The 16,504-nt window shown below is 66.0% G+C and carries 12 protein-coding genes; 6 read left to right on the forward strand and 6 right to left on the reverse strand.

Translation table 11 applies throughout. From position 1 onward, the window contains the following. Window positions 1-54: 54 nt before the first annotated feature. From ATE64_RS08135 to ATE64_RS08150, 4 genes are all read right to left on the reverse strand, one after another. Complete coding sequence (locus tag ATE64_RS08135) at window positions 55-282, reverse strand: hypothetical protein (RefSeq protein WP_058454733.1); 228 nt, start codon at window positions 280-282, stop codon at window positions 55-57. Then, window positions 282-4,514: a translocation/assembly module TamB domain-containing protein gene (locus ATE64_RS08140; RefSeq protein WP_058454734.1), complete on the reverse strand. Its 4,233-nt coding sequence runs from the start codon at window positions 4,512-4,514 to the stop codon at window positions 282-284. The genes ATE64_RS08135 and ATE64_RS08140 overlap by 1 nt, the downstream gene beginning before the upstream one ends. Next, complete coding sequence (locus ATE64_RS08145; protein ID WP_058454735.1) at window positions 4,514-6,877, reverse strand: BamA/TamA family outer membrane protein; 2,364 nt, start codon at window positions 6,875-6,877, stop codon at window positions 4,514-4,516. Before ATE64_RS08145 ends, ATE64_RS08140 begins: the two co-directional genes overlap by 1 nt. A 138-nt stretch (window positions 6,878-7,015) precedes the next feature. Next, window positions 7,016-8,185, reverse strand: coding sequence for a nucleotide sugar dehydrogenase (locus ATE64_RS08150; RefSeq protein WP_058454736.1), 1,170 nt, complete (start codon window positions 8,183-8,185; stop codon window positions 7,016-7,018). 241 nt (window positions 8,186-8,426) lie between these two features. On the opposite strand from ATE64_RS08150, the gene rfbC reads away from it, so the two are divergent. The 4 genes from rfbC to rfbA are packed head-to-tail and all read left to right on the forward strand — an operon-like array spanning window position 8,427 to window position 11,839. Beyond that, window positions 8,427-8,999 carry a dTDP-4-dehydrorhamnose 3,5-epimerase gene (gene rfbC / locus ATE64_RS08155; RefSeq protein ID WP_058454737.1) on the forward strand — a complete coding sequence of 191 codons (573 nt, stop codon included), beginning with the start codon at window positions 8,427-8,429 and terminating at the stop codon, window positions 8,997-8,999. A 15-nt stretch (window positions 9,000-9,014) separates the two neighbouring features. Continuing rightward, window positions 9,015-10,088 (forward strand): dTDP-glucose 4,6-dehydratase, encoded by a 1,074-nt coding sequence (rfbB, locus tag ATE64_RS08160; RefSeq protein ID WP_058454738.1) that lies wholly within the window; start codon window positions 9,015-9,017, stop codon window positions 10,086-10,088. After that, on the forward strand, window positions 10,088-10,963 hold the full coding sequence (gene rfbD, locus ATE64_RS08165; protein WP_058454739.1) for a dTDP-4-dehydrorhamnose reductase: 876 nt from the start codon (window positions 10,088-10,090) through the stop codon (window positions 10,961-10,963). The genes rfbB and rfbD overlap by 1 nt, the downstream gene beginning before the upstream one ends. Window positions 10,964-10,975: 12 nt before the next feature. Further along, a complete protein-coding gene (rfbA, locus tag ATE64_RS08170; RefSeq protein ID WP_058454740.1) occupies window positions 10,976-11,839 on the forward strand; it encodes a glucose-1-phosphate thymidylyltransferase RfbA in 864 nt (287 codons plus the stop codon). A gap of 9 nt (window positions 11,840-11,848) precedes the next feature. On the opposite strand, the gene ATE64_RS08175 is transcribed toward rfbA, so the two are convergent. Then, window positions 11,849-13,309 (reverse strand): protein adenylyltransferase SelO, encoded by a 1,461-nt coding sequence (locus ATE64_RS08175; protein WP_058454741.1) that lies wholly within the window; start codon window positions 13,307-13,309, stop codon window positions 11,849-11,851. Window positions 13,310-13,384: 75 nt separating this feature from the next. After that, window positions 13,385-14,521: an acyl-CoA dehydrogenase family protein gene (locus ATE64_RS08180; RefSeq protein WP_197410124.1), complete on the reverse strand. Its 1,137-nt coding sequence runs from the start codon at window positions 14,519-14,521 to the stop codon at window positions 13,385-13,387. A 151-nt stretch (window positions 14,522-14,672) separates the two neighbouring features. On the opposite strand from ATE64_RS08180, the gene ATE64_RS08185 reads away from it, so the two are divergent. Further along, window positions 14,673-15,383, forward strand: a complete 711-nt coding sequence (locus tag ATE64_RS08185) for a helix-turn-helix domain-containing protein (protein ID WP_058454742.1) — start codon at window positions 14,673-14,675, stop codon at window positions 15,381-15,383. Window positions 15,384-15,477: 94 nt separating this feature from the next. After that, a complete protein-coding gene (galE, locus tag ATE64_RS08190; protein ID WP_058454743.1) occupies window positions 15,478-16,503 on the forward strand; it encodes a UDP-glucose 4-epimerase GalE in 1,026 nt (341 codons plus the stop codon). Window position 16,504 lies beyond the last annotated feature (1 nt).

Raw genomic sequence — 16,504 nt, forward strand, 5'->3', positions numbered from 1 at the left:
GGCCTCTCGACCGAGTATGTTGACGCGGTGGCCCGTCCGATACCGGACGGCTGGCTACTCCCCAGATGACGGGCGCGCGTTAGACGGCTTTGCTGCCTCTGGCAAGGCTTGCGGTGTTTCGTCGGACGCGGCGGCCGCTCTGTCTGCCTCGGCGATATCGGCGTCCATCCGCTTTGCCCGCGCCTCGACCTCCTTCGCCGCCTTGTCATAGCGCTCGTCGAAGCTCGGCTCGTCATGGCACGCCGCCAGCAGGAGCATTGGCAGAAGGACGAGCCCCCGCATCAATAATCCTTCCGGTAGCGGATGCTGACGTTCGTCTGCCCCGACCCGCCTGCCTGGCTGAGCAGCGACAGCGCGCGCGTCAGGCTGATCTCGAGCTGCGTCGCGGTATAGCCGCGCGCGTCGGTGATCACCTCCAGATAGATGTCCTTGGTGATGTACTGCCCAGCGGCAAGCGCGGTCCCGCGCCCCGTCACATCGTCGGGACCGAGCACGCGCAACCGGTCGATTCCCGCCGCCGACTGCAGCGCACCGAGAGGGCTGAGGCCCCCGCCTCCGCTGCTCAGCGCGTTGAGCGATGCCGCGAGTTGAACCGCCTGCAGCGGCGACAGCGACGTGATCGAATCGCCGAACAGGATCCGCGACACGATCTCGTCCTGCGGCAGCCCCGGGACACTGGAAAAAGCGACCTGCGGATTGCTCGCGCGGCCGGTGACCGCGACGGTCACGGTTACATTGTCGAAAGTGTCGCTCGCGAGCAGGCGCAGCGCGGGGTCGAAGGCGTCACCGGTGGGGAAGGTCACGCGCCCTTCCTCCAGCTCGAACGAGCGCCCTGCGAAATCGAGCGTCCCGCGCACCAGTTCGATCTCGCCGTTGACGCGCGGCGCGACCGTCGTGCCGCCGAGCTGGACGTCGGCCTGCCATTCGGATTCGAGCCCCATGCCCTTGACGTAGATCTGGTCCTTGGCGCGCATCCGGATATCGAGCCGGATCAGATCGAACAGGCTGCCCCCGACCGCCGCGAGCCCGTCGCCGCTGATCCGCCTGCGCCCGGTCGGCAGCTTCCGGCGCACGCCCGTCAGCACCGGCACGCTCGCCGCGCCTTCGCGCACGATGCGGTAGCGCGTCTCGGGAAGGCGCAGATCGCCCGAGAGCAGCGCGGCCTGTCCCGCGACCTTTTCGAGACGCAGCGTCCCCGTCGCGCGCGCGGCGATATTCTCGCTCTTCGCGAGCCGCGCATTGTCGAGCGTCGCGCTGATATCCATCGGGTAGCCGTCGGCCTGCGACAGGCTGACGAAGCCTTTCGCCTGCACCGTCCCGTCGCCTGCCTTCGCGGTCAGTTGCTCGATTTCCAGCCGGTTGCCGGTGAAACGGCCGTTCACGACCATGTCGGTCAGGCGCGTACCATAGGCCTGGTTTTCATAAACCATCGCGTTGCCGCGCACGACGCCCTGCAAGCAGGGATCGCTGAGCTGGCAGCTGAAATCGGCGGCGACCGCGACCGGCCCCGATATACCCTGGTTGGCCGGTCCGGCGAAGGAGTAGAGCGTATCGGCAGGGCCATTGTAGCGCAGCCCGCCGCTCAGCGGCGCGGCACGCAGCCGCGTCAACCAGTCGCCAGCGCCGGGTCCGAGCGGACGCAGCGATGCCTGCAACCGTCCGATCACGCTGCCGCGCTTGCGCACGACCGCGCGCGCTTCGCCGCCGTCGCTCAGCAGCTTACCCGCGAAATTGATATCGACCGGCTGGCTGACCGAGGCGGCGGTTGTGCGTGTGAAGCCGGTGACGGTCAGCCGAGCATCGGCGCGCGGGAAAGCGTCGGTGTGCGCCTGTTCGAAATCGATACTCCCCGTCGCGCGGCCGCCGAGCCCGAGGCCGGGATAGATGGCGTTGACGATCGCCATATTTGCGCGGTCGAGACGGCTCTGGATCATGATCCCCTCACCGAAGCGGCCGGCGATGCGCGCGCTGCTGCCGCGTTCGAGCGCGACCGTCGTCGGCAGAAGTTCGTAATAGTCGCGATGCGGAACGATGCGCGCGGGCGAGGTGGTGCGGAAATCGACGCCGGTCGCACGGCCGACGACCGACGCGCGCCACAATTCGGGCTGGAGGTCGGCGTTCGCGGCGATGCGGAACGGCACCCCGCTCTCCCCCTCGACCAGCGCCTGCGCTTGCCCGCGCCCGTCGCGATAATCGATCTTCACGCGTCCGACGGCGATGTCATATTGGCGGATCTGCGTGTCGGCGACCTGGATGTCGGCGACGATATGCGGCTTGTCGTAGAGGACGATATCGGCGTCGACGACCGCCGAACCGACCGCGAGATTTGCGGCGCCGGGCAGAACGACGTTGTTCGCGCGAACATTGACCGCGGCCGCCTGATATCGCCCCTGCCCGCTCAGCCGGACAAGGCCGCCAAGCCCCTGTCCCGACGCGTCGAGCCGCCCGACGAACGGCCCCGCCGCGCTCTTTTCCAGCCGCCCGCTGAATCCGATCCCCGACAGATCACCGCGTTCGATATCGATCGTCAGCGGCCCTGCCGCCGTGAGCAGCACGACGTCGGCCGAGAGCGGGCCATAGTCGGTCTCGCCCGTCGCGGCGAGGCGATATCCGTTCGGCGCGCCGGTGATCCGCGCAACCAGCTTCGCGAGCCCGATGCCCAGACCCGGCCGGTCCGCGGTCACGACCGCGCGCGGGTCGCTGACCGTCCCGGCAAGCTGGACCCCGACCGGTCCATAGTCGGTCGAATGCGCCCGCGCCGCGAGCTGGATCCGGCCACCCGGCGCATAGGTCCCCTGCCCGCCCGTCACGCGGAGCTTCGGCGCCGTCAGCCGCAGATTGGCGAAGCGGACGATCCCGTCGGTGCCATAGCGGACGTCACCCGACGCAGTCGCATTGCCGCCTAGGAAATCGCGCACTCCGGAATTGAAGAGTTTGGTCGAACGCGCCCGGACGCGGCCGGCGATCTCGAACCCGCCGCGCGGCGCGGTCTTGAGGTCGGCGTCGGTATCGATGTCGAAGAGGCCGACGCTCTCGATCCGATAGTCGTTCACCCGCCCATCGATCGCGCCGGTGTAGAACCCCTTGTTCAAATCGGCGATGACGATTGCCTTCGCGTCGATGCGCGGCGAGCGCAGGCGCAGATTGTCGCTGAGGATACGGCCGTCCTTATAGGCAAGGTCGCCGTCGAGCCGCACCTGCACCAACGTCCCGCCCGCGACGGTGTCGAGCCCGCGGATCCGTACCGCGCGCCCCGCCACGGGCACGAAAATCTGGTCGGCATCGACGCGCGCCTTGCCCGCCAGGCTCAGCGTTTCGACAACAATATCGTTGAACGCGAGACTGTTGGCATTCGCCTGATACGCCACCGTCGGCAGCGCGAAGGCGCCGTCAAGCGCAGCGGTCGCGCGTAGCCCGCTGCCACGCACCGATTTCGCAAGCGCATCGGGGCGCAAAATGTTGAGCGCGAGCCTCAGATCCTCGTACCGGTTGTTGCCCAGATCGACGCCCCCGCTGACGCCGAGCCGGACAGCGTTCGACGACAGCCGTCCGTCGATGTCGGCCTTTCGTTTGTCGAGCCGCGCGGTCAGGTCGATCGCGGTCTCGGGGCCCAGCAGCACCGCCGTCTGCCCCGCGAACAGCCGCGACGCCTGTGTCACACCTTTCATCGCCACCGTCCCGTCGCGAGCCGAGAGCGCGAGGTTGGCGAGCGGTCCGGCGCCGAGATTGGCGGTCAGCGCACCGTCCCAGCGCTTCCAGTCGCCGCGCCCGTCGAGCTTCGCGGTCAGCGTCTCCTTGAACCCGCCCATCGCCGCAAGCACGCCGCCCGCCGGAGCATGGAGGTCGAGCGTCATCGCCAGCCGGTTCTTGTCGGGCACGGCATCGAGAACGAGCGCGAGCTTGTCGCCCTTTGCCGCCCGGCCGATCGTCTCTGCGTTCGCCGTCACCTGCGCGCGGCGGTCGGCGATTGCGATCTTGCCATCGATCGTCGCGACCTGCCGCTCGCCGGTGATCGCCGGCTCGAACACGAGCCGGTCGACGCGCACCTTCCGCACGTCGATATCAATGTCGGGCAGCAGGGGCTCACCGGTGTCGGGGACCGGCTTGAACGCGGGCAATCGCTCGACCACCAGCGTCTGCGCGGTCGCCGAGCGGATGTCGATATGATTCTTCAGATATTTGAACGGCCGCCAGTCGATCCGCACTTCGGGCGAGCGGAGGAATATGCCCTTGGGATCGCCGAGGGTGAAGTCGCGGATGACCATCTCGCCGAACAGCGATCCGTCGAGCCGGCCGATGCCGATCTTCATCCCGTTCTCGAACCGATATTTCTCGACCTGGTTCGCGACGAAGCGCCGCCCCGCATCGCTGTTCAGCCCGGCAAGGAACAGGCCGACGAGCACGACCAGCCCGAGCAACGTCAGGCCGATCCATTTGGCGATCCACAGCGGCCAAGACCGGGTCGCCGTCTTGGGCGCCTCCTCCTCGCCCGCGATGATCGCGTCGTCGCCCATCAGAACGCCTGCCCGATCGAGACATAGACGGTGATCCGCGCCTCGCCCGGACGCCGGTTGATAGGCGTCGCGAGGTCGAGCCGCATAGGCCCGAAATTGGTATAGAAGCGCCCGCCTATCCCGGCGCCGAAGCGCAGGTTCGAAAAATCGGGGGTGGAGCCACGATAGACCTGCCCGGCGTCGAGGAAGCCGACGACGCCCCAATTGCCGAAGCGATAGCGCGCCTCGACCGCCGCCTCGTTCAGGCTGCGCCCGCCGATCGGATCGTCGTTGGGATCCTTGGGACCGAGCTGCAGATAGCCATAGCCGCGCACCGACCCGCCGCCGCCGGCATAGAAACGCCGCGAAGGCGCCAGCCGCTCGCGCGCCGCGCCGATGATCGACGCGACACGAACGCGGCCAGCCAGGACGATGCTGTCGGTCACCGGATAATAGGCGCTGCCGTCGATTTGCGTTCGCGCATAAGGCGAGAAGCGGCCGGCGAGCGAGCCTTCGGGCTGGACGAGCGCGGTCAGGCGAAAGCCCTTCGTGGGATCGAGCAGGCTGTTGCTACGGTCGATGCCGACCTGCCCGCTGACCCCGAAGATCGTGTAGAAATCATTTTCGCGCACGCCGCGCGTAAAGTCATAATCATCTTCGCGCGTCGCGATCAGTTCGGCGCCGAGGGCATAGGTCAGCTTCTTCTGCCAGATCGGCGTCGAATCATAGCTCATCCGCGCCGCAACGCGCCCGGTGATCGCGTTGAACGCGTTATAGCGGCTGCGCGTCGCTTCGGTGATCAGCTCGAACGTCCGGTCGCGCTTGCCCGCGTTCGAGCGCCGCAACGTGACGCCGACGCCCTGTTCCTTCGTCCCGATCACCCCGCGCGCGATCAGCGCCCCTTCGGGCGGGAACAGGTTGCGGTGTGTCCAGCTGCCCTCGATCCGGATGCCCTCGCCGGTCCCGTAGCCCGCGGTCGCGGCGATCGTGCGCGGCGGTCCCTTTTCCTGCGTGACCAGCACCGTCACATATTCGGTGTCGTCCCCGGCGCTTTCACCGGTCGGCTGCGGTTCGACCGACACGGCGGCGAACAGCCCCGTCGCAACGAGCGCCTGCCGCAGATCGTCGGCCATCCGGCTGTCGTAGAGATCGCCACGCTTGAACCGCGCCAGCACGCCGACATGCTCGCCGTCGAATGCGAGCTTGCCCGTCGTCTCGATGCCGCCGAAGCGGCCGCGCGGCCCGATATCGACCGGCAATGTATAGAGCCCCTTCCCCGTATCCCCGTCGAGAAGGACGTCCCGCTGCCCCACCTTGGCAAAGGGATAGCCTTCCTCGGGCAGCTTGAGGGCAAGCGCTGCCTCCGCGCCCTGCACGCGCTGCGCAACGATTGGCTCGCCGACCGCGAGCGGGAAATTATCTTCGATCAGCTTTGGCGGCACCGTCGGCTTCGCATCGATGACGATGTCGGAAAAGCTGTACCGGACCCCCGGCTTGACGTCGATGAGCGCGGTAATCGGTTGGCTGCGCGCCGCCTCGACCGCCGCCGCATCGCTGCGGTCGGGCCGATCGCCGCGATCGATCCGCGTATTCACGACTGCATCGTAATAGCCTTCTGACGCCAGGATGCGCGACATCAGCTCGGCGTCGGCGGACAATCGGGCACGCAGCATCGCGATGTTGTCGGCCTTTCCGTCGCCATCGTAGAGAGCGGACAGATCGCCGAACAGGTCGGCGAGATCGGCATCGGTGCTGTCATCGGGCGCCTCGAGCCCGGTGACCTTCACCGCATAGGCGATGCTGCGGCTTTCGCTGGCGTCTTCGGGCTCGGCGAATTCCACCGGGGTGACATCGAAACTGTCGAGCGGTGGCAACGGCGCTGCCAGCTCGGCGTCGCTGATCGGCGCGTCGCCAATCGCCTCGATGCTGTCTCCGTCGGCGAGCGCAGGCACCGGGGCGCCATCGACCTTCGGCACGTCGCCTTTGCTCGCAGCCTCTTTGTCCGAGCTCTCGCGCGCCTTCGCAGCCTCGGCCTGCCGCCGCTCGAACTCGGCGATCGATTCGAGCGGCTTGTCGAGTTCGGGATCGTCCTCGGCGCTGATCGGCGGGATCGACGCCTTGAACTCCTCGTCCGAAATGATCGGCGCGACCTCTGGCAGCGCGACGTCGGCAGGCGGCGGGGTCGGCGCTGCAATGTCGGGAACCGAAGGTTTGTTCTCGACCTTTTCCGCAGCGGGCTGTGCCGCTGCGGTCGTTTCCGCCTGCTGCGCATTCGCCGCATTCGCCGCGGCGACGCAAAGCAGCGGCGCCGACAGGATCAGGAGCCGCCGGGCCGCCACGGACGAAGATGCGCCATATTCGCGAGTGTTTTCAATCTGTGGCATCTGTTTCCGGCCGATGCCGACTTTTGGCTTGCGTGATGTGGCTGCGCAACCCAATTCTCCCCTTCTGCACAGCCAACGCTCCGCTTATGGGACAGTTCCGGCGAGGCCTCTCGCCTCACCGCAAATTGCTACGGCATTTCAGGCGTCTGCGCCGAAGAGGTCGCGGCTATAGACCTTGTCCTCCACATCCGCGAGGTCGCTCGTCACGCGATTGGCGATGATCACGTCGGCCTCGGCCTTGAAGGCATCGAGGTCGCGGATGACGCGCGAGTTGAACAGCCGGTCCTCCTCTATCAACGGCTCGTAGACGATGACCTCGATCCCCTTCGCCTTGACCCGCTTCATCACGCCCAGGATGCTGCTCGCTCTAAAATTGTCGGACCCGGCCTTCATCGCGAGGCGGTGAATGCCGACGACGCGCGGTTGCCGCTTGATGATCTCCGACGCGATGAAGTCCTTGCGCGTCGTGTTCGACGACACGATCGCCGCGATCAGGTTTTGCGGCACGTCCTTGTAGTTCGCCAGCATCTGTTTCGTGTCCTTGGGCAGGCAATAGCCGCCATAGCCGAAGGACGGGTTGTTGTAGAAGCTGCCGATACGCGGGTCTAGGCACACGCCCTCGATCACCTGCCGCGAATCGACGCCGTGCGTCGCGGCATAGGTGTCGAGTTCGTTGAAGAAAGCGACGCGCATCGCAAGATAGGTGTTGGCGAAAAGCTTGATCGCCTCGGCCTCGGTGTTGCCGGTCTGGAGGAGCGGTGTAGCGGGTTCGAGCGAGGCGTCGAGCAGCAGCCGGGCGAATTTACCCGCGCGCGGATGCGTGTCGCCGACGATGATCCGCGACGGATGGAGATTGTCGTACAGCGCGCGACCTTCGCGCAGGAATTCAGGCGAAAAGACGATCGCATCGCTGCCGAGTTCCGCGCGCATCCGGTCAGTGAAACCCACCGGAATCGTCGACTTGATCACGATCAACGCCTGCGGGGCGAACTTCAGCGCGTCGGCGATCACCGCCTCGACCGTGCTGGTGTTGAAATAATTGGTGTCGGGATCATAGTCGGTGGGGGTCGCGACAATGACGAAATCGGCACCGGCATAGGCCTCTTCGCGATCAGTCGTCGCCACCAGGTCGAGCGGCCGGGTCGCCAGATACTCCTCGATCTCGGGGTCGGCGATCGGCGAGGTCTTCGCATTGATCATCGCGACCTTGCGCGCATCGATGTCGAGCGCGACGACGCGATTGCGCTGCGCCAGCAGCACGGCGTTGGAAATTCCGACATATCCCGTGCCGACGACGGTGATCTTCACTGATCTTGGGGGCAAGGCTTCGTCCTCTAGATGGTGCCGCGGCGTCCCTAGCAATTGCGATCCGGTCGCTCAACCGAACTCGCCGTCATCGGGTGCAATCGATATCTCGGGCTCCAATTATGCCCGATTCGTAGCAATCTGGGGCAGAAATGCCGGTGGCCAGGCCCGACTTTTCAATTGGCCTGCCATTTTCCGGACGGTAAGGCCCCCATATGGTTCCTCTAACTGGCCGGTTTTCATCATGATTCCGCAATTGGTGACGCCCCGCCGTTTCGGCGACGACAGGGGATGGTTTTCGGAGACTTACCACGAGCAGCGCTTGCGCGACCTCGGGGTGACGGCAAAGTTCGTGCAGGACAACCACAGCTATTCGAAACAGGCGGGAACGATCCGCGGTATCCATTTCCAGCGCCCCCCACACGCGCAGGCGAAACTCGTTCGCTGCATCCGCGGGCAAATATTCGACGTTGCAGTCGATTTGCGCCGGGGGTCGCCGACCTTCGGCCGCTACGTCGCCGCCGAACTTTCAGCAGACAATGGGCGCCAGCTGTTCGTCCCGGTCGGATTCGGACACGCCTTCCTGACGCTCGAGGCGGATTGCGAGGTCATCTATAAGGTGGACGACTATTATGCTCCCGAAACCGAGGGCGGCATATGCTGGAACGATCCATCGATCGCGATCGCGTGGCCGGGGATTGACGGCGCGGAAACCTTTCCGATGCTATCCGCCAAGGATGCAGCCCTGCCCTTCCTGTCGGACGCCGATTTCGATTTCCCCTATGACGGCACGCCGCTCGCACCATTGTACGAATAAGGAACACGCACGGGCATGACTGCTTCCAAGACCATATTGATCACCGGCGGCGCCGGCTTCATCGGCTCGGCGCTCGCGCGGCACCTGATCGAGGAGAGCGGCCATAGGGTCGTCGTGCTCGATGCGCTGACTTATGCGGGCAACCTGTCATCGCTCGCGCCGGTCAGCGGCAGCGACCGCTTCCGTTTCGTGCGCGGCGACATATGTGACCGCGCGCTCGTCGAAAGTCTGATCGCGGACGTGCGACCCGACATCATCGCCCACCTCGCCGCCGAAAGCCATGTCGACCGGTCGATCGACGGCCCTGCGGCCTTCATCGAGACCAACATCGTCGGCACCTTCACCATGCTGTCGGCGGCAACCGATTACTGGCGCGCTCTTCCCGATCCAGACAAGGCCGGCTTCCGCTTCCACCACATCTCAACCGACGAAGTGTTCGGCGCGCTCGGCGACGAGGGCTTCTTCACCGAGACCTCGCCCTATGACCCGCGCTCGCCCTATTCGGCGTCGAAGGCGGGGTCGGACCATCTCGTCTCCGCGTGGCACCACACCTATGGCCTGCCGACGCTCGTCACCAATTGCTCGAACAATTACGGGCCCTATCATTTCCCCGAAAAGCTGATCCCGCTGATAATCATCAAATGCATCGCCGGCGAGCCGTTGCCGGTTTACGGGCGCGGCGACAATATCCGCGACTGGCTGTTCGTCGACGACCATGTCCGCGCGCTGCGCACCGTGTTCGAAAAGGGCGTCGCGGGCGAAAGCTATATGGTCGGCGGCAACAACGAACGCACCAATTTGCAGGTGGTCGAGGTCATCTGCGACACGCTCGACGGCATCGAACCGCGCGCCGACGGCCGCAGCTACCGGGAGCAGATCAGCTTCGTCGCCGACCGGCCGGGACATGATTTTCGCTATGCCATCGACGCGGGCAAGCTGCAGTCGGAGCTCGGCTGGGCGCCGCGCGAGAATTTCGAGAGCGGCATGGCGCGGACGATCCGCTGGTATCTCGACAATCGCGACTGGTGGCAGGACATATTGTCGGGCCGCTATCGGGGCGAGCGCCTGGGAATCGCGAAGTCCGCCTGATGCTGGACTTGCCGCTGCTGATCACCGGAGCCAATGGGCAGGTCGGAGGCGCGGCCGCGCGGTTGGCGCGCGAGCGCGGTATCGCGTGCGAAACACCGTCGCGCGCCGCGCTGGACCTGGCCGACGCGGCGTCGATCCACCGCTACATGGACGGCAGGCGCTGGCGCGCCATACTGAACTGCGCCGCCTATACCGCGGTCGATCGCGCCGAGAGCGAGCCCGAGCTGGCCCACGCCGTCAACGCGGTAGCCCCGGGCATTCTCGCCGACCACGCCGCCCGGCAGGACTGTCCGATCGTCCATGTCTCGACCGATTATGTCTTCGACGGCACCAAGGCCGAGCCCTATGTCGAAACCGACCCCGTCGCGCCGCTCGGCGTTTATGGCGCGTCAAAAGCAGCGGGTGAGGATGCGGTGCGCGCCGCCGCGCCCGTCACGCATGTCATCGTCCGCACCGCCTGGGTGTTGAGCGCCGGCGGCGCCAATTTCCTCAACACGATGCTGCGCCTGGGCGCCGAGCGCGACCAGCTGGGCGTCGTCGCCGACCAGCATGGCTGCCCGACCAACGCCGACGACCTCGCCGACGCGCTGCTCGCGATGCTGGACAGGGATCGCGCCCCCGGAACCTGGCACGCGGTCAACGGCGGCGAGACGACATGGCATGGCCTCGCCTGCCATATCTTCGGTCGCGCCGCCGCCGCCGGGCTCAAGGTGCCCGAGGTCCGCGCGATCGCGACCGCCGACTATCCGACGCCCGCGCGTCGGCCGGCGAACAGCCGGCTCGCGACCGGAAAATTGCACGATGATTTTGGCCTGACGCTGCGCCCATGGCAGGATGCGGTCGACGCGATCCTGGCCGAGCGGCTGGCACGATAGGGGGAAGACAAGATGCGCGGAATCATTCTGGCCGGCGGATCGGGAACGCGGCTTCACCCGGCGACGCTCGCGATCAACAAGCAGCTCCTGCCGGTCTATGACAAGCCGATGATCTATTATCCGCTGTCGACGCTGATGCTCGCCGGCATTCGCGAGATATTGATCATCTCGTCGCCCGAATATCTCGACAATTACCGCCGCCTGTTCGGCGACGGCAGCGACCTCGGCCTCGCGATCGAATATGCGCTGCAACCGCGCCCCGAAGGGCTCGCGCAGGCGTTCCATATCGGGGCCGACTTCATCGGCGACCAGTCGGCGGCGCTCGTCCTCGGCGACAACATCTTCTTCGGTGCCGGTTTCCAGAAACTGCTCGCGAATGCCCGCGACCGGCAGCAGGCGGCCACCGTCTTCGCCTATCAGGTCGCCGACGCCCGCGCTTATGGCGTCGTCGAGCTCGACGACGACGGCCGCGCGCTCAGCATCGAAGAAAAGCCGGCGCAACCGCGATCGAACTTTGCCGTCACCGGCCTCTATTTCTATGACAACCGGGTCGTCGACCTCGCGCGGCAGATCCGTCCCTCGGCACGCGGCGAACTTGAAATCACCGACCTCAACCGCCTCTATATGGAGGCAGGCGACCTTTATGTCGAACAGATGGGGCGCGGCTATGCCTGGCTCGACACCGGCACCCACGACAGCCTGGTCGAGGCATCCGAATTCGTTCGCGTTGTCCAGAAGCGCACAGGCCAGATGATCGGCTGTCTCGAGGAAATCGCCTACAGGCAGGGCTTCATCGATCGCGACCAGCTGATCGAACGCGGCAAATTCTTCGCGAAAACGACCTACGGCCAGTATCTGCTCGAGCTCTCCGAATAAGCCTCCGCCTCAAGTACCGCAAAAGGTCTTGTATGGGCCGAACTCGGCTGGCGCCGGCGCCTCGAACAGCGACCATTCGGGACGGCGCGCATAGGGGTGGCGCACCACTTCCAGCAATTCGGACCATGGCGCAAGATCGCCCGCCTCCGCCGCGCCGAGCGCCGCCTCGATCAGATGATTGCGCGGGATATAGAGCGGGTTCTCGCGGTCCATCGCGTCGGCGCGGTCGAGCGGGCTGCCGCCGCCCTCGATCCGTTCCCACCATTCGGCGATCCATGGCGCCATCGCATCGGAGGCTGGAAGAAGCCCCTCCAGCGCCCTGCCCTCGCCGCGCAGCAGCATCGCGAGCGCGCGAAAGAAGGAGGTGAAATCGATCCTATGCTCCTCGAGCCGGTCGAACAGCGCGTCGATCAACGCGCCATCGTCGGCGGCGATGCCCTCCAGCCCCAGCTTCGCGCGCATCCGCGCGTGCCATTCGGCGCGAAAGCGCTCGGGGATCGCGTCAACCAGCTGTTTCGCGCGTTCGACATCGTCGGGGTCGACCGCGTGGATTGCAGGCAGCAGCGCTTCGGCGAAGCGCGCCATGTTCCAGTGCATGATCTGGGGCTGGCGGCCATAGGCATAGCGGCCGTTCGCGTCGATCGAACTGAACACGGTGTTGACCGAGAAACGGTCCATGAAGGCGCAGGGCCCGTAGTCGATCGTCTCGCCGCTGATCGCGACATTGTCGGTGTTCATCACCCCGTGGATGAAGCCGACGCCGAGCCAGCGCGCGACCAGATTGCATTGCAAGCCGATCACCCGGTCGAGCAGCGCGAGATGGGGGTTTGGCGCAGCGCCCAGGTCAGGAAAATGCCGCCGAACGCTGTAGTCGGAGAGTTGCACGACATGGTCGACACCGAAGTGCGCGGCGAAGAACTGGAAGGTGCCGACGCGGATATGGCTGCTCGCGACGCGCGTCAGCACTGCACCCGGATGCGCCTGCTCGCGCTGCACGCGGTCCCCGGTTGCGACCGCGGCGAGCGACCGGGTGGTCGGGACGCCCATCGCGGCCATCGCCTCGGATATCAGGAATTCGCGCAGCACCGGTCCGACCGCGGCCTTGCCGTCGCCGTTGCGCGAAAAGGGCGTCGGTCCCGACCCCTTGAGCTGGATATCGAAGCGCGCGCCATCGGGCGCGACCAGCTCACCGAGCAACAGCGCGCGCCCGTCGCCGAGTTGTGGCGAGAAATGGCCGAACTGGTGCCCGGCATAAGCGAGCGCGAGCGGGTTGGCGCCGCCGGGCATCTCCTCGCCCGAAAAGAGCCGCGCGAGTTGATCATCGCTCGCGTCGGAGACGTCGATACCGAGCCGGTCGGCGAGCGGCCGATTGAAAACCAGCAGCCGCGGCGCCGATGGCTTCGCGGCTTCGGCGGGGGCGTAGAAGCCTTCCATGGAATCGTGAAAACTATTGTCGAACGCAATATCCATGGCGCCTTGTCGAGCGTTGACGTCCCGAATGCAAGTGGCCGGGCGGCACCTCATGCAGCCCGGCCAGCCTGGCCGTCAGCCGTCGATATCGAGGCCGAGCGCGAGACGTCCCGCAAGCTCGAGCTGCGCTGGCTCCTGCAACGGATGGAAGCGCGCGCCCTGGATGTCGCGGAAGGCACGCTCGATCGGCGACTTGCGATAGAAGGCGCCGCCGCCCCCCACTTCGAGCGCCAACTCCACGGTGCGGATCGCGGCGCGACCCGCGACGGTCCGACCGGTCATCACGCGGCTCGTGGTCTCGGGGCCCGGCTGCGCGGTCGCGGCGGTCGCTATCATCGCGGCGAGCGCGGTCTCGGCGGTCCAGACCGCATTCTGCATCTCGCCGGTCAGCGAGACCAATCCCGCATTCGCCGGTTTCTTCCGCGCCATCTCCAGCGCCGCGTCGCGTGCGCCTTCGGCAACGCCCAGATAGGCCGAATAGATCAGCGGGAAGGCGATCATGCTGATGATGTGGAACAGCGGATGCCATTTGCCCTGCGGGCGGCGGCCCGACACCGCCGCGTCGGCGACGAACACCGCCTTCAGCTCGACATCGTGCGATCCGGTGCCGCGCATCCCCATCGTGTCCCAGGTGTCGAGGATCGTTACCCCTTCGGCCGAAAAGGGAATGGCGAAATGCAGGACCGTCGCGCCCGCTTCGGGATCGTCATAGACCGCGCTCGTCATCAGCAGACTGCCGGCTTGGCACCCGCTCGAAAAGACCTTGCGCGCGTCGATCCGGAAGCCGCCCTCGACCTTCGTCGCGGTCCCCGCCCCCTGCAGCCAGTCCGATCCGCCGCTCGACACGAGCACGAGATTCTCGGCCGCAACGCGCCGCAGCAGCCCATCGGTCGGCGCCTGTGTATGCTGCCAGCGCCACGCCGCGACCGCGACCTGATGACAGTGCATCGAAAAGGCGAGCGCGGTCGATCCGCACGCCCGGCCGATCCGCCGCACCACGCCGCACAGCGTCGCGTGGTCCATCCCGTCGCCGCCAAGCTCGACGGGCACCGCCGCGCCGATCAGCCCCGATTCGCGGAGCAGGTCGTAATTCTCGGCGACAAAACTGCCATCGCGATCGTGCGCGGCCGCGGTCTCCCCGATCTTCGCGGCGATCCGGTCCGCGATGCCATACCAATATTCCGGGGTCTTTTCTTCAGTCGCTACCAACATGTTCATCTCCATGAATGTCCCTTGATGGCGACGGGTAATGACGGCTCGCGGCGATCGGAGATAGTTCAGGAACTGAATCGCCCCCGGTACAGAAACTGAACTCGCGCCGAACACGACTCCTGCGATATGATGCGTACAGGAGGAGCATAGCATGGCGAACGCCAGTTACGGTCAATTCTGTCCGGTCGCGATGGCGGCCGAGATATTGTGCACGCGCTGGACGATCGTGCTGGTCCGCGAACTGGCCGCAGGTTCCACGCGTTTCAACGACTTGCGCCGCGGCGTCCCGCGCATGTCGCCCGCGCTGCTGTCGCAGCGGCTGAAGGATCTGGAGGCGGCGGGGATCGTCCACCGCACGCCGGTCCATGGGGAATCGGGTGTGTTCGAATATCGCCTGACCCGCGCCGGACAGGAGCTCGCGCCGGTGGTCGAGGCGTTCGGTATCTGGGGCAAGCGCTGGATCGACGGCGACCTCTCGCTCGAGAAGCTCGATGTGCAGCTTCTGATGTGGGACATGCGCCGCGGGCTCGTCCTCGATCCGATGCCCGACCGCAAGACGATCGTCCAGTTCCGCTACACCGACCTTCCCGCCGACCGCCGTTCATGGTGGCTCGTCGTCGAGCCCGGCGCCGAAACCGAGCTCTGCTCGGTCGATCCGGGCCACGACGTCGACCTTTATGCCGCCACCGACCTGCGCACGATGACCGCGATCTGGATGGGCTATGATTCGGTTGCGGCGGCCACGGCCGATCGGCGCCTCCTGCTCACTGGTGACGACGGACTGACTGCCAGCATCGAGGCATGGCTCGGTCTCAGCCCCTTTGCCAAGACCCGTCCGGTCGAGGTCATCGCTGCGGGCTGACGCCGGCGATCTTCATCTTTTCGTGTTCTTTGAGCTATATGGGCGGCGCTCGAAGGATCGGCAGCAAAACACGGGCGCATCGAAAGGAACGTGAATGAAGGTGTTCGTAACCGGCGGGGCTGGCTATATCGGCAGCCACACGCTGGTCCAGTTGCTCGCCGCCGGGCACGACGTCTGCGTCTTCGACAATTATTGCAACAGTTCGCCGGTCGCCCTCGCGCGCGTCCGTCAGCTGACCAATCGCGACGTCGCCATGGTGGAGGGCGATATCCGCGACGCCGACGCCCTGACCGCCGCACTGGTCGATTTCGCGCCGGACGCCGTCATTCACTTCGCGGGGCTGAAGGCGGTCGGCGAATCGAACGAAAAGCCGCTTCTCTATTACCAGACCAACGTCACTGGTTCGACCAATCTGCTGGCGGCGATGGATGCCGCAAACTGTCGGCGCATCGTCTTCTCCTCGTCCGCCACCGTTTACGGCGAAGCGCAATATCTGCCCTTCGACGAAGAACATCCGATCGGTCCGACCAATCCTTATGGGCGCACCAAGGCAATGGTCGAGGGGATCATCAGCGACTGGGTCCGCGCGACGCCCGACGCCTCGGCGGTTCTGCTCCGCTACTTCAACCCCGTCGGTGCGCATGAATCGGGCAGGATCGGGGAGGATCCGCAGGGCATTCCCAACAATCTCATGCCGTTCGTTGCGCAGGTTGCCGTCGGTCGGCGCGCAAAACTCTCGATCTTCGGCGACGACTATGACACGCGCGACGGCACCGGCGAGCGCGACTATATCCATGTCGTCGACCTCGCCGACGCGCATCTGGCGGCGCTCGACTACACCGGCCGCGCGATGGGGTGCGAGGCGATCAACGTCGGCACCGGGCAGGGCGTAACGGTCAAGGAACTCGTCGTCGCCTATCGGCGAGCGAGCGGCCGGCCCATTCCTTTGGAGATCGTCCCCCGCCGTCCCGGCGACGTCGCCAGAAGCTACGCCGCGACCGCCAAAGCCGAAAAGCTGCTGCACTGGCGCGCGGCGCTCGACGTCAACGCGATGTGCGCCTCCTCATGGCGCTGGCAGTCGGACAATCCGCAGGGTTATCCCATGGCAGGCGAGGTCTGAC

The organism is Sphingopyxis sp. H073, assembly GCF_001468395.1.
Classification (GTDB): domain Bacteria; phylum Pseudomonadota; class Alphaproteobacteria; order Sphingomonadales; family Sphingomonadaceae; genus Sphingopyxis.